Origin of the sequence: Streptomyces sp. NPDC085931 (genome assembly GCF_044540565.1) — a bacterium.
Taxonomy (GTDB): domain Bacteria; phylum Actinomycetota; class Actinomycetes; order Streptomycetales; family Streptomycetaceae; genus Streptomyces.
Window position 1 is genome coordinate 374,233 of sequence record NZ_JBITSK010000004.1, and the last position, 18,370, is coordinate 392,602.

General features: G+C 72.5%; 16 protein-coding genes and 1 tRNA gene. 9 read left to right on the forward strand and 8 right to left on the reverse strand.

Going from position 1 to position 18,370, the window contains the following annotated elements:
• Positions 1 to 122 precede the first annotated feature (122 nt).
• The 3 genes from ACIGAN_RS10440 to ACIGAN_RS10450 form a co-directional block, all read right to left on the reverse strand.
• Positions 123 to 812 (reverse strand): ScbR family autoregulator-binding transcription factor, encoded by a 690-nt coding sequence (locus ACIGAN_RS10440; RefSeq protein ID WP_365736385.1) that lies wholly within the window; start codon positions 810 to 812, stop codon positions 123 to 125.
• 91 nt (positions 813 to 903) lie between these two features.
• On the reverse strand, positions 904 to 1,563 hold the full coding sequence (locus ACIGAN_RS10445; protein WP_365099388.1) for a response regulator transcription factor: 660 nt from the start codon (positions 1,561 to 1,563) through the stop codon (positions 904 to 906).
• Entirely contained in the window at positions 1,553 to 2,824 is a 1,272-nt protein-coding gene (locus tag ACIGAN_RS10450) for a sensor histidine kinase (RefSeq protein WP_399856651.1), read from the reverse strand. The genes ACIGAN_RS10445 and ACIGAN_RS10450 overlap by 11 nt, the downstream gene beginning before the upstream one ends.
• A gap of 181 nt (positions 2,825 to 3,005) precedes the next feature.
• Between ACIGAN_RS10450 and ACIGAN_RS10455 the strand changes: the two genes are divergently transcribed.
• The 3 genes from ACIGAN_RS10455 to ACIGAN_RS10465 all read left to right on the forward strand — a co-directional run bounded on the left by ACIGAN_RS10455 (position 3,006) and on the right by ACIGAN_RS10465 (position 6,504).
• Positions 3,006 to 3,731, forward strand: coding sequence for an ABC transporter ATP-binding protein (locus tag ACIGAN_RS10455; protein ID WP_399856653.1), 726 nt, complete (start codon positions 3,006 to 3,008; stop codon positions 3,729 to 3,731).
• Complete coding sequence (locus ACIGAN_RS10460) at positions 3,725 to 5,905, forward strand: FtsX-like permease family protein (RefSeq protein ID WP_399856655.1); 2,181 nt, start codon at positions 3,725 to 3,727, stop codon at positions 5,903 to 5,905. Before ACIGAN_RS10455 ends, ACIGAN_RS10460 begins: the two co-directional genes overlap by 7 nt.
• 65 nt (positions 5,906 to 5,970) lie before the next feature.
• The gene (locus ACIGAN_RS10465; RefSeq protein ID WP_365736393.1) at positions 5,971 to 6,504 is read left to right on the forward strand and encodes a winged helix-turn-helix transcriptional regulator; all 534 of its coding nucleotides are present in this window, start codon (positions 5,971 to 5,973) and stop codon (positions 6,502 to 6,504) included.
• A gap of 141 nt (positions 6,505 to 6,645) precedes the next feature.
• Here the strand turns inward: ACIGAN_RS10465 and ACIGAN_RS10470 are convergent.
• Positions 6,646 to 6,729, reverse strand: a tRNA-Leu gene (locus tag ACIGAN_RS10470).
• Positions 6,730 to 7,201: 472 nt separating this feature from the next.
• On the opposite strand from ACIGAN_RS10470, the gene ACIGAN_RS10475 reads away from it, so the two are divergent.
• The 6 genes from ACIGAN_RS10475 (at position 7,202) to pknB (ending at position 15,412) form a co-directional block, all read left to right on the forward strand.
• Entirely contained in the window at positions 7,202 to 8,065 is an 864-nt protein-coding gene (locus ACIGAN_RS10475) for a DUF3662 and FHA domain-containing protein (RefSeq protein ID WP_365736395.1), read from the forward strand.
• 10 nt (positions 8,066 to 8,075) lie between these two features.
• Entirely contained in the window at positions 8,076 to 8,585 is a 510-nt protein-coding gene (locus tag ACIGAN_RS10480) for an FHA domain-containing protein FhaB/FipA (RefSeq protein WP_309096468.1), read from the forward strand.
• A gap of 140 nt (positions 8,586 to 8,725) precedes the next feature.
• Positions 8,726 to 10,273, forward strand: coding sequence for a Stp1/IreP family PP2C-type Ser/Thr phosphatase (locus ACIGAN_RS10485; protein WP_365088605.1), 1,548 nt, complete (start codon positions 8,726 to 8,728; stop codon positions 10,271 to 10,273).
• 27 nt (positions 10,274 to 10,300) lie between these two features.
• Positions 10,301 to 11,743: an FtsW/RodA/SpoVE family cell cycle protein gene (locus tag ACIGAN_RS10490; protein WP_094054767.1), complete on the forward strand. Its 1,443-nt coding sequence runs from the start codon at positions 10,301 to 10,303 to the stop codon at positions 11,741 to 11,743.
• A complete protein-coding gene (locus ACIGAN_RS10495; RefSeq protein WP_365088604.1) occupies positions 11,740 to 13,218 on the forward strand; it encodes a peptidoglycan D,D-transpeptidase FtsI family protein in 1,479 nt (492 codons plus the stop codon). The genes ACIGAN_RS10490 and ACIGAN_RS10495 overlap by 4 nt, the downstream gene beginning before the upstream one ends.
• Before the next feature lie 169 nt (positions 13,219 to 13,387).
• Positions 13,388 to 15,412 carry a Stk1 family PASTA domain-containing Ser/Thr kinase gene (gene pknB, locus ACIGAN_RS10500; RefSeq protein ID WP_365736403.1) on the forward strand — a complete coding sequence of 675 codons (2,025 nt, stop codon included), beginning with the start codon at positions 13,388 to 13,390 and terminating at the stop codon, positions 15,410 to 15,412.
• Positions 15,413 to 15,493: 81 nt separating this feature from the next.
• On the opposite strand, the gene ACIGAN_RS10505 is transcribed toward pknB, so the two are convergent.
• Genes ACIGAN_RS10505 through ACIGAN_RS10520 form a run of 4 tightly spaced genes read right to left on the reverse strand, consistent with a single transcriptional unit; the run spans position 15,494 to position 18,369 of the window.
• Entirely contained in the window at positions 15,494 to 16,243 is a 750-nt protein-coding gene (locus ACIGAN_RS10505; protein WP_365088602.1) for a class E sortase, read from the reverse strand.
• A gap of 13 nt (positions 16,244 to 16,256) precedes the next feature.
• Positions 16,257 to 17,540 carry a class E sortase gene (locus ACIGAN_RS10510; protein WP_399856659.1) on the reverse strand — a complete coding sequence of 428 codons (1,284 nt, stop codon included), beginning with the start codon at positions 17,538 to 17,540 and terminating at the stop codon, positions 16,257 to 16,259.
• A complete protein-coding gene (locus tag ACIGAN_RS10515; protein WP_365088600.1) occupies positions 17,537 to 18,175 on the reverse strand; it encodes an aminodeoxychorismate/anthranilate synthase component II in 639 nt (212 codons plus the stop codon). The genes ACIGAN_RS10510 and ACIGAN_RS10515 overlap by 4 nt, the downstream gene beginning before the upstream one ends.
• Entirely contained in the window at positions 18,172 to 18,369 is a 198-nt protein-coding gene (locus tag ACIGAN_RS10520) for a hypothetical protein (protein ID WP_033309918.1), read from the reverse strand. The genes ACIGAN_RS10515 and ACIGAN_RS10520 overlap by 4 nt, the downstream gene beginning before the upstream one ends.
• Position 18,370 lies beyond the last annotated feature (1 nt).

Here is an 18,370-nt window from a genome sequence, read left to right on the forward strand (position 1 = left end):
GGGCTGGGAGACCATCGTGCGATCCGGGCGCGAAAAATACTTGGCAACCGGTTTGTTCCGGTCATCCGACGCCGCCCGGCCGTCCGCCGGAGCGGGGCGTGGCAGGCCGGTCGAGGGCGCCGCTACCGCAGGGCCAGCGGCTCGGGAGCGGGCTCCTGCGGGGCCGGGGCCTGGTCCGTCCCCGGCGCCCGCCGGTCCGGTTCGCGCCCGGCCGGGTCCAGGGCGCCGGCGAGGTGCGGTGCGGCCACGCAGGGCAGGAGCAGGTGCCACAGTTCGGTGAGCGACGGGCGGGCGAGCCAGCCGCGGTCCTCGCGGGCCAGCACCTCGATGCCGGTGGTGGCGGCGAGGACGACGGCACCCGTGCGGTGCGGCGGCACCCCGGCGGCCAGTTCACCGCCGCGCTCCGCCTCCTTCAGCAGGTCGTGCACACACGCCCGCCACTCCCGGCGCAGGTCACGCGCCCGCCCGGCGGCCGCCTCGGCGTTGAGCCGCAGCCCCGCCCGGACCACGACGTCGGCGCGGAGCAGCCGGGCGACCCGGTGCGTGACGTCCACGAGCCGCTGCAGGGCGCACGCGTCGCCGCCGCGGCCCGTGAGCGCCACCCGGCGCAGGGCACGGGCGGCGGCCTGCTCGACGGCGTCCGCCACGGCGGCCTTGTTGTCGAAGTGGAAGTGCAGCGCGCCGGAGCTGACGCCGGCCCCCGCGCTGATCTCCGCCAGGCTGGCCCGGTCGTAACCGCGGGCCTCGAAGTGCTCGGCCGCCGAACGGATCAGCGCGCGACGGGTCCGCACGGCCCGGTCCTGTTTGGTCACCCGTGGCTCCCCTGCAGGGCTTCGAATGGCGACGCAATGAAACCAAGTCGCCGGTTTTTCCACAACGCGGCCGGTCCCTTCCCGGCCGCCCCTACGCGCGCAGGTACGCCAGCACCGCCAGCACCCGGCGGTGGGTGTCCTCCGCCGGGGGCAGGTCCAGCTTGGTGAGGATGCCCGAGACGTGCTTGCCCACGGCCGCCTCGGAGACGACCAGCCGGCGGGCGATCGCGCCGTTCGACCGGCCCTCGGCGATCAGCGCCAGCACCTCCCGCTCGCGGGGGCTGAGCCGCTCCAGCGGGTCGCGGCGGCGGCGCAGCAACTGCCGGACCACCTCCGGGTCGACGACCGTGCCGCCGTCGGCCACCTCGCCGAGCGCCGTGACGAACTCCTCGACCTGGCCGACCCGGTCCTTCAGCAGGTAGCCGACGCCCGTGCCGTCGCCGGAGTCGAGCAGCTCGGCGGCGTAGCGGCGCTGCACGTACTGGCTGAGGACCAGCACCGGCAGCGTGGGCCGCTCACCGCGCAGCCGCACCGCCGCGTGCAGGCCCTCGTCCTGGAAGCCGGGCGGCATCCGCACGTCCGTCACGACCACGTCCGGGTCGTGCTCCCCGACGGCGGCGACCAGGGCCTCGGCGTCGCCCACCGCGGCGGCGACCTCGTGCCCGCAGCGGCCGAGCAGCCCGACGAGCCCGTCCCGCAGCAGCACGCTGTCCTCGGCCAGGACGACCCGCAGCGGGCGGTCAACGCGCAGGGCCACAGGGGATCTCCACACACAGCAGGGTCGGTCCGCCGGGCGGACTGGACAGGGAGAGTCTGCCATCGAGCACCGACACCCGGTCGGCGAGTCCGGTCAGCCCGCTGCCCTTCCCGGCCCGGGCGCCGCCGTGTCCGTCGTCGCGGATCCGCAGCGACAGCCGGCCGTCGCGGTGCCCGCCGCTGATCTCCGCCCGGCTCGCCCCGCTGTGCCGGTCCACGTTGGCGAGCGCCTCGCACACCACGAAGTAGGCGGTGGCCTCGACGGCCGCGGGGAGCCGCCCGGGCAGGTCCAGGTCGACGTCCACGGGCACGGCCGAACGGTCGGCGGCGTCGGCCACGGCGGCTTCGAGGCCGTAGTCGGCGAGGACCTGGGGGTGGATGCCGTGGATGAGCTCGCGCAGCTCCGCGAGGGCGGCGCCGGCCTGCTCGTGCGCCGTGGCCAGCTGGTCGGCGAGGGGACCGGGCGGGGCGTCGAGGCGGGCCAGGCCGAGCGTCATCGTCAGGGCGACGAGCCGCTGCTGGGCCCCGTCGTGCAGATCGCGTTCGATGCGCCGCCGCTCCGCCTCGAAGGCGTCCACCAACCGCGCCCGGGACCGGGTCAGTTCCCCCACCCGCGCCCCCAGACCGGCCTCCCGCGGCGCGATGAGCAGCCGGGTCAGACCGGCCCGGGCCCCGGCCGCGACCCCCAGCAGATAACCGCCGAGGGCCAGCAGGAGCAGCCCCAGCACGGCCCACCCGAAGGCGGCCGGCCAGCCGGTGACCAGCCACAGCTTGAGCACTTTCGCCTCGCCCGAGACGAGCAGCAGCAGCGGTGTGAGCACCACGGACAGCGGCAGCAGCAGCCCGGCGGTGAACACCAGGGCGTCCACCGGCCACAGCAGCCCCGCGAACAGCAGCGCGTGCCCCAGTTCCCGCCAGGTGGCCCGCTCCCGCAGCCGCGTCGACAGCCAGGCCCGCAACCCCGGCGCGGCGGGCGGCTCGTGCGGGTCGGGCGCCGGCTCGGCGTCGACCAGCCGCAGCCGCAGCCGTTCCGCCGCCGCCACCGGAAGTCCCGCCAGAGCGGTGGCGAGCAGCAGCGGGATCCCCACCAGGGCGAGCGCGAGCACACCGCCCGCCACCGCCGACAGCACGATCCCCACGAGCACGACGGCCCCGGTGAGCGCGCCGGTGAGCAGGTAACCGGCCGACCGCCAGGGCCACGCCGACAGCGGGTAGCCGGGGCGGGCCAGGGCCTGCCACACGTTCGATGGGTGCATGGGGATCACCGTAGGAGCCCGGACGCCGGCCCGGCCATGGGCGTGGGCGGAGGTCCCGGGGTAGGTCTGGCCCTACCCCGGGTGTAGGTCCCGCCGCACTGCGCCGGACCGCTCCCGCCGGGTTTCGTGGAGGCGGCACCGGCCAGCGGTGGCCCACACGGCTCCACACCAGGGGGACTTCATGACGCACGACGCCGTCCGGCTCGACTCGGTCACCAGGAGGTACGGGGCGGTGACCGCGCTCGACGCGGTCTCGCTGGCGCTGCCCGCCGGGAGCTTCACCGCCGTGATGGGCCCCTCCGGCTCCGGCAAGTCCACGCTGCTGCAGTGCGCCGCGGGCCTGGACCGGCCGGACTCCGGCTCGGTCACCGTGGGCGGCACCGAACTGACCGGCCTGAGCGAGCGGCGGCTGACGCTGCTGCGCCGCGAACACGTCGGGTTCGTCTTCCAGGCGTTCAACCTGCTGCCCGCCCTGACCGCCGAGCAGAACGTGGCCCTGCCGCTGCGCCTGGCGGGCCGCCGCGTGCCCCGGGCCCGGGTCCGGCAGGCGCTGGAGCAGGTCGGACTCGCCGGCCGGGCCCGGCACCGGCCCGGTGAGCTCAGCGGCGGCCAGCAGCAACGCGTCGCCCTGGCACGGGCGTTGGTCACCCGCCCGGCGGTGCTCTTCGGCGACGAACCGACCGGCGCGCTGGACACCCGTACCGGCCGGGAGGTGCTCGGGCTGCTGCGCGGCATGGTCGACCGCGAGGGCCAGACGGTCGTCATGGTCACCCACGACCCGGTGGCCGCCGCCTGCGCCGACCGCGTGGTCTTCCTGGTGGACGGCCGTATCGGCGCGGAGCTGACCGGTGCCGACGCCGGCACCGTCGCCGCGCGCATGACCCGGCTGGAGGCCGCCCCGTGCTGAGCGTCGCCCTGCGCACCCTGCGCGTCCGCTGGACCGCCTTCACGGGCAGCTTCGTCGCGCTCGCCCTGGGCGTGGGCCTGCTGACCGTCATGGGTCTGGCCCTCGCCTCCTCGGTGTCCGCCCCGGAGCGGCCGCCCGGGCGGCTCGCCGCCGCGCCGGTCGTCGTGACCGGCCAGGACACCTTGCGCGTACCGACCCCGGCCGGCGAGCGCATGGCCCGGCTCGCCCACCCGCGCCCGATCCCCGCCGCGACCGTCGCCCGGCTGAGAAAGCTGGGGCCCGTGGTGACGGACCGGTCCGCCGCCGGTGTCCACCGGCTGGGGATCGAGGCCCGTCCGGCGGCCGTCCGGGAGGTGGTGGGCGACGGCGCCCGGGTCCTCACCGGGACCGCGCGCCGCCTCGCCGACCCCGGCCGCGAGCGGGACCGCGAGGCGCTCACCGCCATGAACGCCCTGTTCGGCACCGCGGGCGGGGTCAGCGCCTTCGTGTCGGTGTTCGTCGTGGCGTCCACCTTCGCCTTCGCGGTGGCCCAGCGGCGCCGGGAGTTCGCGCTGCTGCGCACGGCCGGGGCCACCCCGGGCCAGATCCGGCGGACCGTCCTCGCCGAGGCCCTCGCCGTCGGCGTCCTCGCCTCCGCGGCCGGCTGCGCCCTCGGCTCGCGCGCCGCGCCGCTGCTGACCGCCCGGCTGGCCGAACAGGGCCTGGCCCCGGCCTGGTTCACGGTCGGCGACCACGTCTGGCCCTACCACGCGGCCTTCTGGACGGGCCTGTGCGTCGCCCTGTGCGGGGCGGCCGCGGCCTCCTGGCGGGCCGGTCGCACGGCCCCCGCCGAGGCCCTGCGCGAGGCCTCGGCGGACCGCGGCACGATCACCCGGGGCCGGCTGCTCTGCGGCACGGCCCTGCTGCTCACCGCCGCCGTCACGCTGGCCCTGGCCCTGGCCCGCGACCCGGGCGAGCTGCTCCACCGCAAGACCTACGTCAGCCGCCCCATGCTGCTGATCACGGCGGCCGCCCTGCTGTCCCCGCTGTGCGTACGCCCCCTGACCCGCCTGCTCACCCGGCTGCCGGGCGTGTGCGCCCTGCTGGTGCGCGAGAACACCGCCGCCGGGGTCCGCCGCGGTGCCGCGCTCGCCGCTCCCGTCCTGGTCACGGTCGCCCTCGCGGGGTCCCTCCTCGGCACGACCGCCACCCTGGACCGGGCGAAGGCGGCCGAGGCGCGGGAGCGCACCACCGCCGCGTTCGTCGTGCTCCCGGCGGACGGCACCGGTTTCGACGCGGCGGCCCTGCGGCGGCTGCGGGCGGTGCCGGGCGCCGTCGTCTCCCCGTCGTCCCCGACGGCCGTGCACGTGCTGGAGGACGGCGTGGCCCTGATCCGCTCCGAGGCCCGGGCGGTGGCCCCCGCCGCCCTGGCCGCCACGGCCCGCCCGCCCCTGGCCGCGGGCCGGGTGGGCGACCTCGACGACGACTCCATCATCGTCAACGAGGAGTGGCGGCGGCACCGGGTCGGCGAACGGGTCCGCGTCTGGCTCGGCGACGGCACCCCGCGGACCCTGCGGATCGCCGCGGTGATGCCCACCGGCACCGGCGGCAACGGCGCCTACGTCACCGAGCGCAACGCACCGGGCGCCCGGGCCGACCGGGTCGACGTGGCCCTGGCCGAGGGCGCGGACCCCGCGGCCGTGGCCACCGCCCTGCGCGCCGCGGCCGGCACCGCCCGGGTCCTCACCCGGGACGCCTGGCTGCGCGCCTCCCACCCCGGCACCCAGCGCACCACCCGCCTGGGCCTCCTGCTGGTCCTCGGCATCGCGCTGCTGTACACGGGCATCTCGGTGGCCGGCACCACGGTCATGGGCCGGGCCGACCAGGTCCGGGACACGGCCGTGCTGCGGCTGGCCGGGGCCACGCGGGGGCAGGTGCTGCGGCTGGCCGGGGCCGAGGCGCTGACGGTCGTGGCGGCGGGCGCCCTCCTCGGCCTGCTGGTCACCGCCGTCAACCTGGCCGGGCTGGCGGCCGCCCTCGCCCTGCAGTCGGCCCCGCCCGCCGTCGCCTTCCCGTGGCGGGCGCTGGGCGCGACGACGGCCGCCTGCGCACTGCTCGCCGTGACCTGCGCGGTCGTGCCCACCGCCGCCACCCTGCGCCGCCGCGCGGTGGACCTGGCGGCAGCCCGCCCGTGACGCCCGCACGAACCCTCGGTCTCATCATGAGACCGAGGGGGCAGGACCGCCCTACAGTGGAGTCCATGCGACGGACCTCGTTCAGCGGCTGGCCCTGCTCGATCGCCCGCGCCGCCGACCTCCTGGGCGACGCCTGGACCCTGCTGGTGCTGCGCGAACTCTTCTACGGCGAGTCCCGCTTCGACGGTTTCACCGGCACCCTCGGCATCGCCCGCAACACCCTCACCGACCGGCTGCGCCGCCTGGAGGCGGAGGGCCTGATCGAACGGCGGGCGTACCAGAGCGAGCCGGTCCGCCACGCGTACCTGCTGACGGACAAGGGCCGTGACTTCTTCGGCGTGCTCGCCGCGCTCAGCGCCTGGGGCGACCGCTGGCTGGCCGGGGACGCGGGCGCCCCGGTCGTCCTGCACCACATGCCCTGCGGCCACGACACCGAGGCCCGCGTCGTCTGCTCCCACTGCGGCGACACCCTGCACCAACGGGACCTGACCGCGCGCACCGGCCCCGGCTACCCGGACCGGCTGCTCGCCGACCCCGTCGTACGGTCCCGCTTCGGCACCGGCCGCCCCCTCGGCGACGACGGCTCCGGGCGGCCCTGACACCGCGCCACGTCCGGCCCGTGAGATAGCTCACGACGGGACGCGGGACGTCCGGAGGCAGCTGTGGCACGGCTCACTGGATCACGCAAAAGATTAGGGCCCCTGCGGTGAGTTCCGTCACCGCAGGGGCCCGAATCGCTGTGCGCGAGGGGGGAGTTGAACCCCCACGCCCTTGCGGGCACTGGAACCTGAATCCAGCGCGTCTGCCTATTCCGCCACCCGCGCATTGGGTGTGTCCTGGGCTCCGGCCCTTTGGGGCTGGCGCCTTCCGACACCCAGAACATTAGCACGCTGGACGGGGTGGGTTCACATCCCTTCTTCCCGCAGGCAGCGGCCCCGCCGAACCTTCCGTGGCCCCGCCACGTATCAACGCGTGCCGCTTCACGTATCAACCTCGTACCGGTACCCGCTTCCTCCCCACGAGGCGGTCCGGGTCCACAGCCGGGTGCGGGACACTGGTCTCCGGCCGCCTCTACGATCCATGGCGGGAGTACCTGAAGCGGTTGCGCGCGGCAGTACCCCGGCAGGAGTTCGAAGGGGAGCTCCACAGGGAACTTCGTCATGCGTCGACACCCGTCGGCCGGCCTGACAGGGGGAACCAGCCGATCGACCGGCGCGTGGATACGATCAGTAAGCAGTACCAGGCAAGTGGCCCGCAGGGCAGTGCACAGGACGGCAGCGACGGAGGAGGTGCCCCATGGGAGTCCTGAAGAAGTTCGAGCAGCGTCTCGAAGGTCTGGTCAACGGCACCTTCGCCAAGGTGTTCAAGTCCGAGGTCCAGCCCGTGGAGATCGCGGGAGCGCTCCAGCGCGAGTGCGACAACAACGCCACCATCTGGAACCGCGACCGGACGGTCGTCCCCAACGACTTCATCGTCGAGCTGAGCACGCCGGACTTCGAGCGGCTCAGCCCCTACTCCGGCCAGCTCGGCGACGAGCTCGCCGGCATGGTGCGCGACTACGCCAAGCAGCAGCGCTACACCTTCATGGGCCCGATCAAGGTGCACCTGGAGAAGGCCGACGACCTGGACACCGGCCTGTACCGGGTGCGCAGCCGCACGCTCGCCTCCTCCAGCAGCCAGCAGGGCGCCCCGGGCGCCGGCGCCGCGCCCGCCGCCCCGGCCGGCCGCCCCGGCGGCTACGGCTACCCGCCGGCCGCCTCCCCCGCCGGTGCCCCGCCCATGCCGGCCGCGCCGCCCCCCGGCGGCCGCCCCGGCGGGTACGGCTACCCGCCGGCCGCGAGCGCGCAGCGGCCCCCGGCCGCCCCGGCCGCCGGCGGACGCACGCGCCACTGGATCGAGATCAACGGCACCCGCCATCAGATCTCCCGCCCGACGCTGGTGCTGGGCCGCAGCACCGACGCCGACGTGCGGATCGACGACCCCGGCGTCTCCCGCCGGCACTGCGAGATCCGGACCGGAACGCCCTCGACGATCCAGGATCTCGGATCCACCAACGGCATCGTGGTGGACGGGCAGCACACCACCCGCGCTACGCTCCGCGACGGCTCGCGGATCGTCGTGGGCAGCACCACCGTTATCTATAGGCAAGCCGAAGGGTGAAGCGGGGGCAATGTCAGAGCTGACCCTCACGGTCATGCGGCTGGGGTTCCTGGCCGTACTGTGGCTGTTCGTGATCGTGGCCGTGCAGGTCATCCGGAGCGACCTGTTCGGTACGCGGGTCACCCAGCGCGGATCGCGCCGCGAGGCCGGCCGCCAGCAGCAGGCCGCCCGTCAGGCGCCGCCGCCGCAGCGCCAGCAGTCCGGCGGCGGCCGCCGCGGCCGCAACGCTCCCACCAAGCTCGTCGTGACCGAGGGCACCCTCACCGGCACGACGGTCGCGCTCCAGGGCCAGACCATCACCCTGGGCCGGGCGCACGACTCGACGATCGTGCTGGACGACGACTACGCCTCCAGCCGCCATGCCAGGATCTACCCGGACCGCGACGGCCAGTGGATCGTCGAGGACCTCGGCTCCACCAACGGCACGTACCTGGACCGGACCCGGCTGACGACTCCCACACCGATTGCGCTGGGCGCGCCGATCCGCATCGGCAAGACCGTCATCGAGCTGCGGAAGTAGTGCTACATCATGGATAGGCGCGAGCGGAGCGAGCACGCAGTGGCGGGCCCCACCCCGGGCCCCGGCGCGCTCCCGACCGGAGGGTGGGCAGTGTGGCTCGACACGACCGGCTGTACCCGGAGCCGACAGGCGAGGTGCGCATGAGTCTGTCACTGCGCTTCGCGGCCGGATCGCACAAGGGCATGATCCGGGAGGGCAACGAGGACTCCGGGTACGCCGGCCCGCGCCTGCTCGCCATCGCCGACGGCATGGGCGGCGCCGCCGCCGGTGAGGTCGCCTCCTCCGAGGCCATCTCCACCATCGTCGCCCTCGACGACGACGTCCCCGGCTCCGACGTCCTCACCTCGCTCGGCACGGCGGTGCAGCGCGCCAACGACCAGCTGCGCTCCATGGTCGAGGACGACCCGCAGCTGGAGGGCATGGGGACGACCCTCACCGCCCTGCTGTGGACCGGCCAGCGCCTCGGCCTGGTCCACGTCGGCGACTCGCGCGCCTACCTGCTCCGCGACGGCGTGCTGACGCAGATCACCCAGGACCACACCTGGGTGCAGCGCCTGGTCGACGAGGGCCGGATCACCGAGGAGGAGGCGACCACGCACCCGCAGCGCTCGCTGCTGATGCGCGCCCTCGGCTCCGGCGACCACGTCGAGCCGGACCTGTCCATCCGCGAAGTCCGCGCCGGCGACCGCTATCTGATCTGCTCCGACGGCCTGTCCGGCGTGGTGTCCCACCAGACGCTTGAGGACACCCTCGCCAGCTACCAGGGCCCCCAGGAGACCGTCCAGAACCTCATCGAGCTGGCGCTGCGCGGCGGCGGCCCGGACAACATCACGGTCATCGTCGCCGACGTCCTGGACCTGGACACCGGCGACACCCTCGCGGGGCAGCTCTCCGACACCCCGGTCGTGGTCGGCGCCGTCGCCGAGAACCAGCACCAGCTGCACGACAACGGCATCATGCAGACCCCCGCCGGCCGCGCCTCCGGGCTCGGCCGCCAGGGACACGGCGGCGGGGGCGGGGAGTTCGGCCCGCCCGGCTCCGGCGACACCACCGGCTACATCCCCGCGGCCGGCTTCGACTACGACGACGGCGACTTCACCAAGCCCCGCAGGAAGGGCCGCTGGCTGAAGCGGTCCGTCTACGGCGTCCTGGCCCTCGCCGTCGTCGGCGGCGGCCTGTACGGCGGCTGGCGCTGGACGCAGACGCAGTACTACGTCGGCGCCCAGGACGAGCACGTCGCGCTGTACCGGGGCATCAGCCAGGACCTGGCGTGGGTGTCGCTGTCGAAGGTCGAGAAGGACCACCCCGAGATCGAACTCAAGTACCTCCCGCCCTACCAGCAGAAGCTGGTCAAGGGGACCATCGCCGAGGGCGACCTGAAGAACGCCCAGGCGAAGATCGAGGAACTGTCGGTGCAGGCCTCCGCGTGCAAGAAGGAGGCGCAGCGGCGCGAAGCCGAGAGCAACAACGCCAGGACCGGCGAAGGCGAGGCCGGGGGCACCACGGGAACCACTCCCGCCTCCTTCACGTCCAAGGCCACACCGACGCCGAACCCGTCGAACCCGTCGGGCTCGCCGTCGGCGCCTGAGAAGTCCACGCCCCCGACCACGACCGCACCCACTCCCAGCCCCGGCCCCAGCCTCTCGGAGGAAGAGCAGAAGGTCGTCTCGCTGTGCGGTAAGCAGTAGGCAAGCCGTGAGAGGCCCCGTCACACGATGAGCAGTACTTCCAACTCGCCGACGCACCACACGTCCACCATCGGCGCGATCGGCGCCCCGAGCCGCCGCAACACCGAGCTGGCACTCCTGGTGTTCGCCGTCGTCATCCCGGTGTTCGCCTACGCCAACGTCGGGCTGGCCATCAACGACTCGGTCCCGCCGGGCCTGCTGAGCTACGGTCTCGGACTCGGCCTGCTCGCCGGCGTCGGCCACCTCGTCGTGCGGAAGTTCGCGCCGTACGCGGACCCGCTGATGCTGCCGCTGGCGACGCTGCTGAACGGGCTCGGGCTGGTCGTCATCTGGCGCCTGGACCAGTCCAAGCGGCTCAGCAACTACGCCGAGGCCGCGCCGCGCCAGCTGCTGTACTCGGCGATGGGCGTGGCCCTGCTGGCGGTCGTGCTGATCTTCCTCAAGGACCACCGCGTCCTGCAGCGCTACACGTACATCTCCATGGCCGGGGCGCTGTTCCTGCTGATCCTGCCGCTCGTGCCGGGCCTCGGCGCGAACATCTACGGCGCCAAGATCTGGATCAAGATCCCCGGTCTCGGCACGCTGCAGCCCGGTGAGTTCGCCAAGATCGTGCTCGCGGTCTTCTTCGCCGGCTACCTCATGGTCAAACGGGACGCGCTCGCCCTGGCCAGCCGCCGCTTCATGGGCCTGTACCTGCCGCGCGGCCGCGACCTCGGCCCGATCCTCGTGGTCTGGGTCATCTCGATCCTCATCCTGGTCTTCGAGACCGACCTCGGTACGTCCCTGCTGTTCTTCGGGATGTTCGTCATCATGCTGTACGTCGCCACCGAGCGGACCAGCTGGATCGTCTTCGGTCTGCTGATGTCCGCGGTCGGCGCCGTCGGCGTGGCGAGCTTCGAGCCGCACATCCAAACGCGTGTGCAGGCCTGGCTGGACCCGATGCGCGAGTTCGAGCTCTCCCGCGCGGGCGTCCAGGACGGTGTCGTCCACTCCGAGCAGGCCATGCAGGCGCTGTGGGCCTTCGGCTCCGGCGGCACGCTCGGCACCGGCCTCGGCCAGGGCAACTCCGACCTCATCGGCTTCGCCGCCAACTCCGACTTCATCCTCGCCACCTTCGGCGAGGAACTCGGGCTGGCCGGCGTCATGGCGATCCTGCTCCTGTACGGCCTGATCATCGAGCGGGGTGTGCGCACCGCGCTCGCGGCCCGCGACCCGTTCGGCAAGCTGCTGGCCATCGGCCTGTCCGGCGCCTTCGGCCTCCAGGTCTTCGTCGTGGCCGGCGGTGTCATGGGCCTCATCCCGCTGACCGGTATGACGCTGCCGTTCGTGGCCTACGGCGGATCCTCCGTGATCGCCAACTGGGCGCTGATCGGCATCCTGCTGCGCATCAGCGACACCGCCCGACGCCCGGCCCCCGCCCCCGCCGCCAACCCCGACGCCGAGATGACCCAGGTGGTCCGCCCGTCATGAACAAGCCCCTGCGCCGGATCGCGATCTTCTGCGGCCTGCTCGTGCTGGCTCTGCTGATCCGCGACAACTGGATCCAGTACGTCCAGGCCGACGAGCTGAGGACCGACCCCAAGAACCGCCGCGTCATCATCGAGCGGTACGCCGCCCCGCGCGGCGACATCATCGTCGGCGGCAAGCCCATCACCGGCTCCACGGAGACGTCGGGCAGCGACTTCAAGTTCAAGCGGACCTACAAGGACGGCCCCATGTGGGCGCCGGTCACCGGGTACGCCTCGCAGGCCTTCGGCGCCACGCAGCTGGAGTCCATCGAGGACGGCATCCTCACCGGCAACGACGACCGGCTCTTCTTCCGCAACACCCTCGACATGCTCACCGGCGAGAAGCAGGGCGGCGGCAACGTCGTCACCACGCTCAACGCCGCCGCGCAGAAGGCCGCCTACAACGGTCTGAAGCGGCAGGGCGGCAAGGGCGCGGTCGTCGCCCTGGAGCCGTCGACGGGCAAGATCCTGGCGCTGGCGTCCTACCCGTCGTACGACCCGTCGTCCTTCGCCGGGAACTCCACGACCACGGACACCAAGGCCTGGCAGAAGCTGCAGAAGAAGAACAACGCCAACGACCCGATGCTCAACCGGGCGCTGCGCGAGACCTACCCGCCCGGCTCCACGTTCAAGGTGGTCACCGCGGCCGCGGCCCTGGAGAACGGGCTGTACGAGGACGCGGACGAGCGGACGGACTCGCCGGACCCCTGGGTCATGACGGGCACCACCACCAGGCTGCCCAACGAGGGCAACATCCCCTGCAAGAACGCGACGCTGCGGGTGGCGCTCCAGTACTCCTGCAACACGGTCTTCGGCAAGATCGGCGCCGACCTCGGCAACGAGAAGATGCTGAAGGAGGCCGAGGAGTTCGGCTTCGGCAAGGAGCAGTTCACGCCGGTCCGGGCCAACGCCTCGGTGTTCTCCGACGACATGAACCCCTCGCAGACGGCGCTGTCCTCCATCGGCCAGTTCAACACCGCCGCGACGCCGCTGCAGATGGCCATGGTGGCCTCGGCCGTCGCCAACGACGGCAAGCTGATGAAGCCGTACATGGTCGACGAGCTCCAGTCGCCCGGCCTCGACCCGATCGAGAAGACCGACCCGGAGGAGCTGAGCCAGCCGCTGTCCCCGGAGAACGCGCAGATCCTGCAGTCGATGATGGAGACGGTCGTCGACAAGGGCACCGGCTCCAACGCCAAGATCGACGGCGTCAAGGTGGGCGGCAAGACCGGTACCGCCCAGCACGGTGTGGACAACAGCGAGAACCCCTACGCGTGGTTCATCTCCTACGCCAAGAACTCCGACGGCAGCGCGCCGGTCGCCGTCGCGGTCGTCGTCGAGGACGACAACGCCGTGCGGGACGACATCTCCGGCGGCGGCCTCGCGGCACCGATCGCGAGGGACGTGATGGAGGCGGTCATCAACGGCAAGAAGTGACCCCGCTCACGTCTGCTTCACATCGGTGCACGTTGCGATACCGGTCCTGTATCGGCTGACGGGCTTGGCCAGGTCACACAAAGCGAGCCGGGTACGGTAGGCCCGGACGGCAGCCTCCGACCGTACAAGCGTGCCGGTCGGGACCGACGGAGAGGGCTGGTAGGTAGCTATGGAAGAGCCGCGTCGCCTCGGCGGCCGGTACGAACTGGGCCAGGTGCTCGGGCGTGGTGGCATGGCGGAGGTCTACCTCGCGCATGACACCCGCCTCGGGCGCACCGTGGCGGTGAAGACGCTGCGCGCCGACCTCGCGCGCGACCCTTCCTTCCAGGCCCGGTTCCGCCGGGAGGCCCAGTCGGCCGCCTCGCTCAACCATCCCGCGATCGTCGCGGTCTACGACACGGGCGAGGACTACATCGACAACGTGTCGATCCCGTACATCGTCATGGAGTACGTGGACGGCTCGACGCTCCGTGAGCTGCTGCACTCCGGCCGCAAGCTGCTGCCGGAGCGTGCCATGGAGATGACCATCGGCATCCTGCAGGGCCTGGAGTACGCCCACCGCAACGGCATCGTCCACCGTGACATCAAGCCCGCGAACGTCATGCTGACGCGGGGCGGCCAGGTCAAGGTGATGGACTTCGGCATCGCCCGCGCCATGGGCGACTCCGGCATGACCATGACGCAGACCGCGGCCGTCATCGGCACCGCCCAGTACCTCTCCCCGGAGCAGGCCAAGGGCGAGCAGGTGGACGCCCGCTCGGACCTGTACTCCACGGGCTGTCTGCTCTACGAGCTGCTCACGGTCCGCCCGCCGTTCGTGGGCGACTCCCCGGTCGCCGTCGCCTACCAGCACGTACGGGAAGAGGCCCAGGCCCCCTCCGTCTTCGACCCCGAGATCACGCCCGAGATGGACGCGATCGTGCTGAAGGCGCTCGTCAAGGACCCCGACTACCGCTACCAGTCGGCCGACGAGATGCGCGCCGACATCGAGGCCTGCCTCGACGGCCAGCCCGTCGCCGCCACCGCGGCCATGGGCTCGGTCGGCTACGGCGGCTACCCCGACGACCAGCCGACCACGGCCCTGCGCGCCGACTCCGGCGCCGGCGCCACGTCGATGCTGCCCCCCATGAACCCGGACGACGGCGGCTACGGCTACGACGAGCGCCCCGACCGGCGCCGCGGGCAGCAGCGCAAGTCCAGCACCTCCACGATCCTGCTGGTGGTGGCGGGCATCCTCGTCCTGGTCGGCGCGATCCTGATCGGCCGGTGGGCGTTCAGCGGCGACAGCGCGAGCGACGACACCCTGCCGGCGCCCAACTTCGTCGGCGAGACCGAGCAGAACGCCCGCAAGCTGGCGACCAACTCCGACCTGGAGCTGACGTTCTCGAAGAAGCCCTGCGAGAACCAGGCCAAGGGCAACGTCTGCAGCCAGAACCCCGAGGCCGGCACGGACGTCCAGAAGGGGGACACCATCGAGCTGGTGGTGTCGACCGGGGCGCCGAAGGTGGCGGTGCCGAGTGTCGTCGGGCAGAGCCTGGACGACGCGCGGGCCAAGCTCGAGGGCGACAAGTACGAGTTCGAGGTCAAGACGAAGAGCAGGGTGTCCTCGGAGGACCCCGGCACCGTCCTGGAACAGGACCCGGAACTGGGCGCCGAGGTGGAGAAGGGCTCCACCATCACCCTCGTCATCGCCAAGGCGGAGGCGAAGTCCACCGTCCCGGACGTGCTCGGCCAGACCTGTGACGCGGCCAAGCAGCAGATGCAGGCGAGCAACCTGGTCGGCAACTGCACCGAGATCGAGACCGACGACGACAACCAGGTCGGCAAGGTCATCGCGACCACCCCGCAGGCCGGCACCTCCGTCGACAAGAACTCCTCGGTCACCCTGCAGATCGGCAAGAAGAAGCAGGAACAGCAGAAGACGCGCGTCCCGCAGGTCGTCGGCCAGACCGTCGCCCAGGCCAAGCAGACGCTGGCGGCGGCCGGGTTCACCAACATCCAGTTCGCCAACGGCAGCGACCAGAGCGACAACGCCCGCGTCGTGGCCCAGGACCCCCAGGGCAACCAGGAGGTCGACAACCCGGCCGGTACGACGGTGACCCTGCAGACGGTCAACTTCGACGGCAACGGCGGCAACAACAACGGCGGCGGCGGCAACGGCGGCATCTTCGGCGGCCTCAACGGCGACGACTGACACGACCGCCCGCTCACACGGAGAACCCCGGCACCCTGAGGGTGCCGGGGTTCTCCGTGCGGTGCCGCGGACCGTTTTGGGTCAGCGCAGTTCCTTCGGCGGGGTGCGGTCCTCGTCGACCTTCTCCACGCGTTCCAGTTCGCCCCACACGACGTAGCGGTAGGTGCTCGTGTACACCGGCGTGCACGTCGTCAGCGTGATGTAGTGGCCCGGCTTCTTCCGGCCGGACTCCTTCGGCACGTTCGCGAGGACCTTGACGTTGAACTTCGAGGTCTCGGGAAGGATGGCGTAGGTCTTGTAGACGTACCACTTGTCCTTCGTCTCGAAGACGATCGGGTCGCCCTTCTCGATCTTGTCGATGTCGTGGAACTTGGCGCCGTGCCCGTCCCGGTGGGCGGCCAGGGAGAAGTTGCCGGGCTTGCCCGACATCGGCAGGGCCGACTTGACCGGTTCGGTGTAGTAGCCGGCCACACCGTCGTTGAGGATCTTGTTCGACGTGCCCTTCTCGACCAGGACCTCGTCCCTGCTCATGGCCGGCACGTGCAGGAAGCCGATGCCGTTCTTCGTGTCCAGCGCGCCCGGCCCGCCCCGGCCGTGCGCCCAGTCGTCACGGACCTGGTCCGCCTGCTTGCCGGCCGCGCGGTCGGCGACGACGTTCGTCCACCACAGCGAGTAGACGACGAACAGGCCGAGGACCAGGCCCGCGGTGATGAGGAGTTCCCCGAAGAGGCTGACCACCCTGGCGATCGGGCCGGGGCGGCGGCGTGCCGCAGGCGGCCGGGTGGCCGCGCCGGTGTGCTCTTCGTGCTCCGTGTCGGTGGTCGCTGCCACTGGTCATCCGCCCTTAACTGACGAGCGCATCCGGCTTGCCCTTGCTGCGCGGCCGTTCCTCGACCATCTTGCCCCAGACGATCATCCGGTACTTGCTGGTGAACTCCGGCGTGCACGTGGTCAGCGTGATGTAGCGGCCGGGCTTGGTGAACCCCGATCCCGTGGGGATCGGATTGAGGACGCTCGTGTTGCTCGGCGACGTCACCGGCAGGATCGAGGCCATCTTGTAGACGTAGTACTCGTCCTGCGTCTCCACGACGATCGGATCGCCGGGAGCGAGCTTGTTGATGTAGCGGAACGGTTCTCCGTGGGTGTTGCGGTGCCCCGCGAGCCCGAAGTTCCCGGTCTTGTCCCCGGGCATCGCGGTCTTCAGCGCGCCCTCGGCGTAGTGCCCGACCATGCCCCGGTCGAGCACGCCCTTGCTGCTGGTGCCCTCCGCGATGGGCACCACGACGTCCAGCTTCGGGATGTGCAGGATGGCGAAGCCCTGCCCCGGCTCGAAGACGCCCGGGTTGCGCTTGCCGCTCGCCCAGTCGTTCTGGAGGCTGCTGGCCTCCTTGCCGGCCTGTGCGTGCGCCCGGACGTTCGTCCACCACAGCTGGTAGGTGACGAACAGCAGCATCAGCACACCGGTGGTGATGAACACCTCACCGATCGCCCGGCTGGCCACGACCGCCACGCCGGGTTTGCGCGCCCGCGCCTGCCGTCGCGCCTCGACCCGTGACAGCGGCGCCCGGGCCCCTTCCCGGGCCGGAGCGCCGGCGGGGGCCTCGGCCGGGCCGCCATGACGCCCGTGACGGCGCTTGGCGGCCTTTCTGCGGGCCGCACGGCCACCGGAGGCCGACCCGTCCCGCCGAGCGCGCGAAGCAGCCCGAGAGCCCACTATGGGGTCCCCTGCCGAGTCGCCGTCCGAGGGCGGCGGATCCGGTATCCGCAGCGCGACCGTCTCCTCGTCGGCGGGCGGCAGAAACGGCTCCCCGACACCGACATCGGCACCGACACCGGCGCCTGCTTCGTACGGCTCGGCGTACGGGTCCGGCTGCGGCACCGGTTGCGGCTGCGGCTGCGGCTGCGGCATATAGGGCTGGGGCTGGGGCTGGGGCCCCGGTGCGTAGGGCTGGGACCCCGGGCCCCCCGGGTAGGCCCGGGCCTGTGCCTCCGGCGAGTACGGCTGCGGCTCCGGCCGCGGGGCCGCGCCGTACGCCCCGCCCGACCAGTCCTCCGACGCGCCCGGCACCCCGTACGACTGCTGCCCGTACGAGGTGTCGGACTCGCGCTCGGGGCGCAGCGCGGTCACGCCGTGGCCCTGCCCACCACCGGGGCGAGCCCGGCCGACCTCGCCACCGCGCCCTGGTCGCCGCACTCCACCAGCCAGTTGGCCAGCATCCGGTGCCCGTGCTCGGTCAGCACCGACTCGGGGTGGAACTGCACACCCTCGACCGGCAGTTCACGGTGTCTGAGGCCCATGACGATGCCGTCGTGCGTCCGGGCCGTGACCTCCAGCTCGGCCGGGACCGTCGCCGGCTCGGCGGCCAGGGAGTGGTAGCGGGTCGCCGTGAAGGGGGACGGCAGGCCCGCGAAGACACCCCCGCCGTTGTGCTCGACCAGCGAGGTCTTGCCGTGCAGCAGTTCCGGCGCCCGGTCCACCACTCCGCCGTACGCCACCTGCATCGACTGCATGCCGAGGCAGACGCCGAAGACGGGCACGCCGGTCGCGGCGCAGTGCCGGACCATGTCCACGCACACCCCGGCCTGCTCCGGCGCCCCGGGCCCCGGAGAGAGCAGGACCCCGTCGAAGCCGTCCTGGGCGTGTGCCGTCGAGACCTCGTCGTTGCGCAGGACCTCGCACTCGGCGCCCAGCTGGTACAGGTACTGGACCAGGTTGAAGACGAAGCTGTCGTAGTTGTCGACGACGAGAATGCGCGCGCTCACTGGTTGTCCACCGTCACATCGTTGAAGGGCAGCAGCGGTTCCGCCCACGGGAAGACGTACTGGAAGAGGACGTAGACCACGGCCACGACCAGGACGAGCGAGATCACTGCCTTCACCCACGTGTTCCCCGGCAGATGCCGCCAGATCCAGCCGTACATGCCGTCCCTTCCGTCGTACCACGGCACCAGACCCACG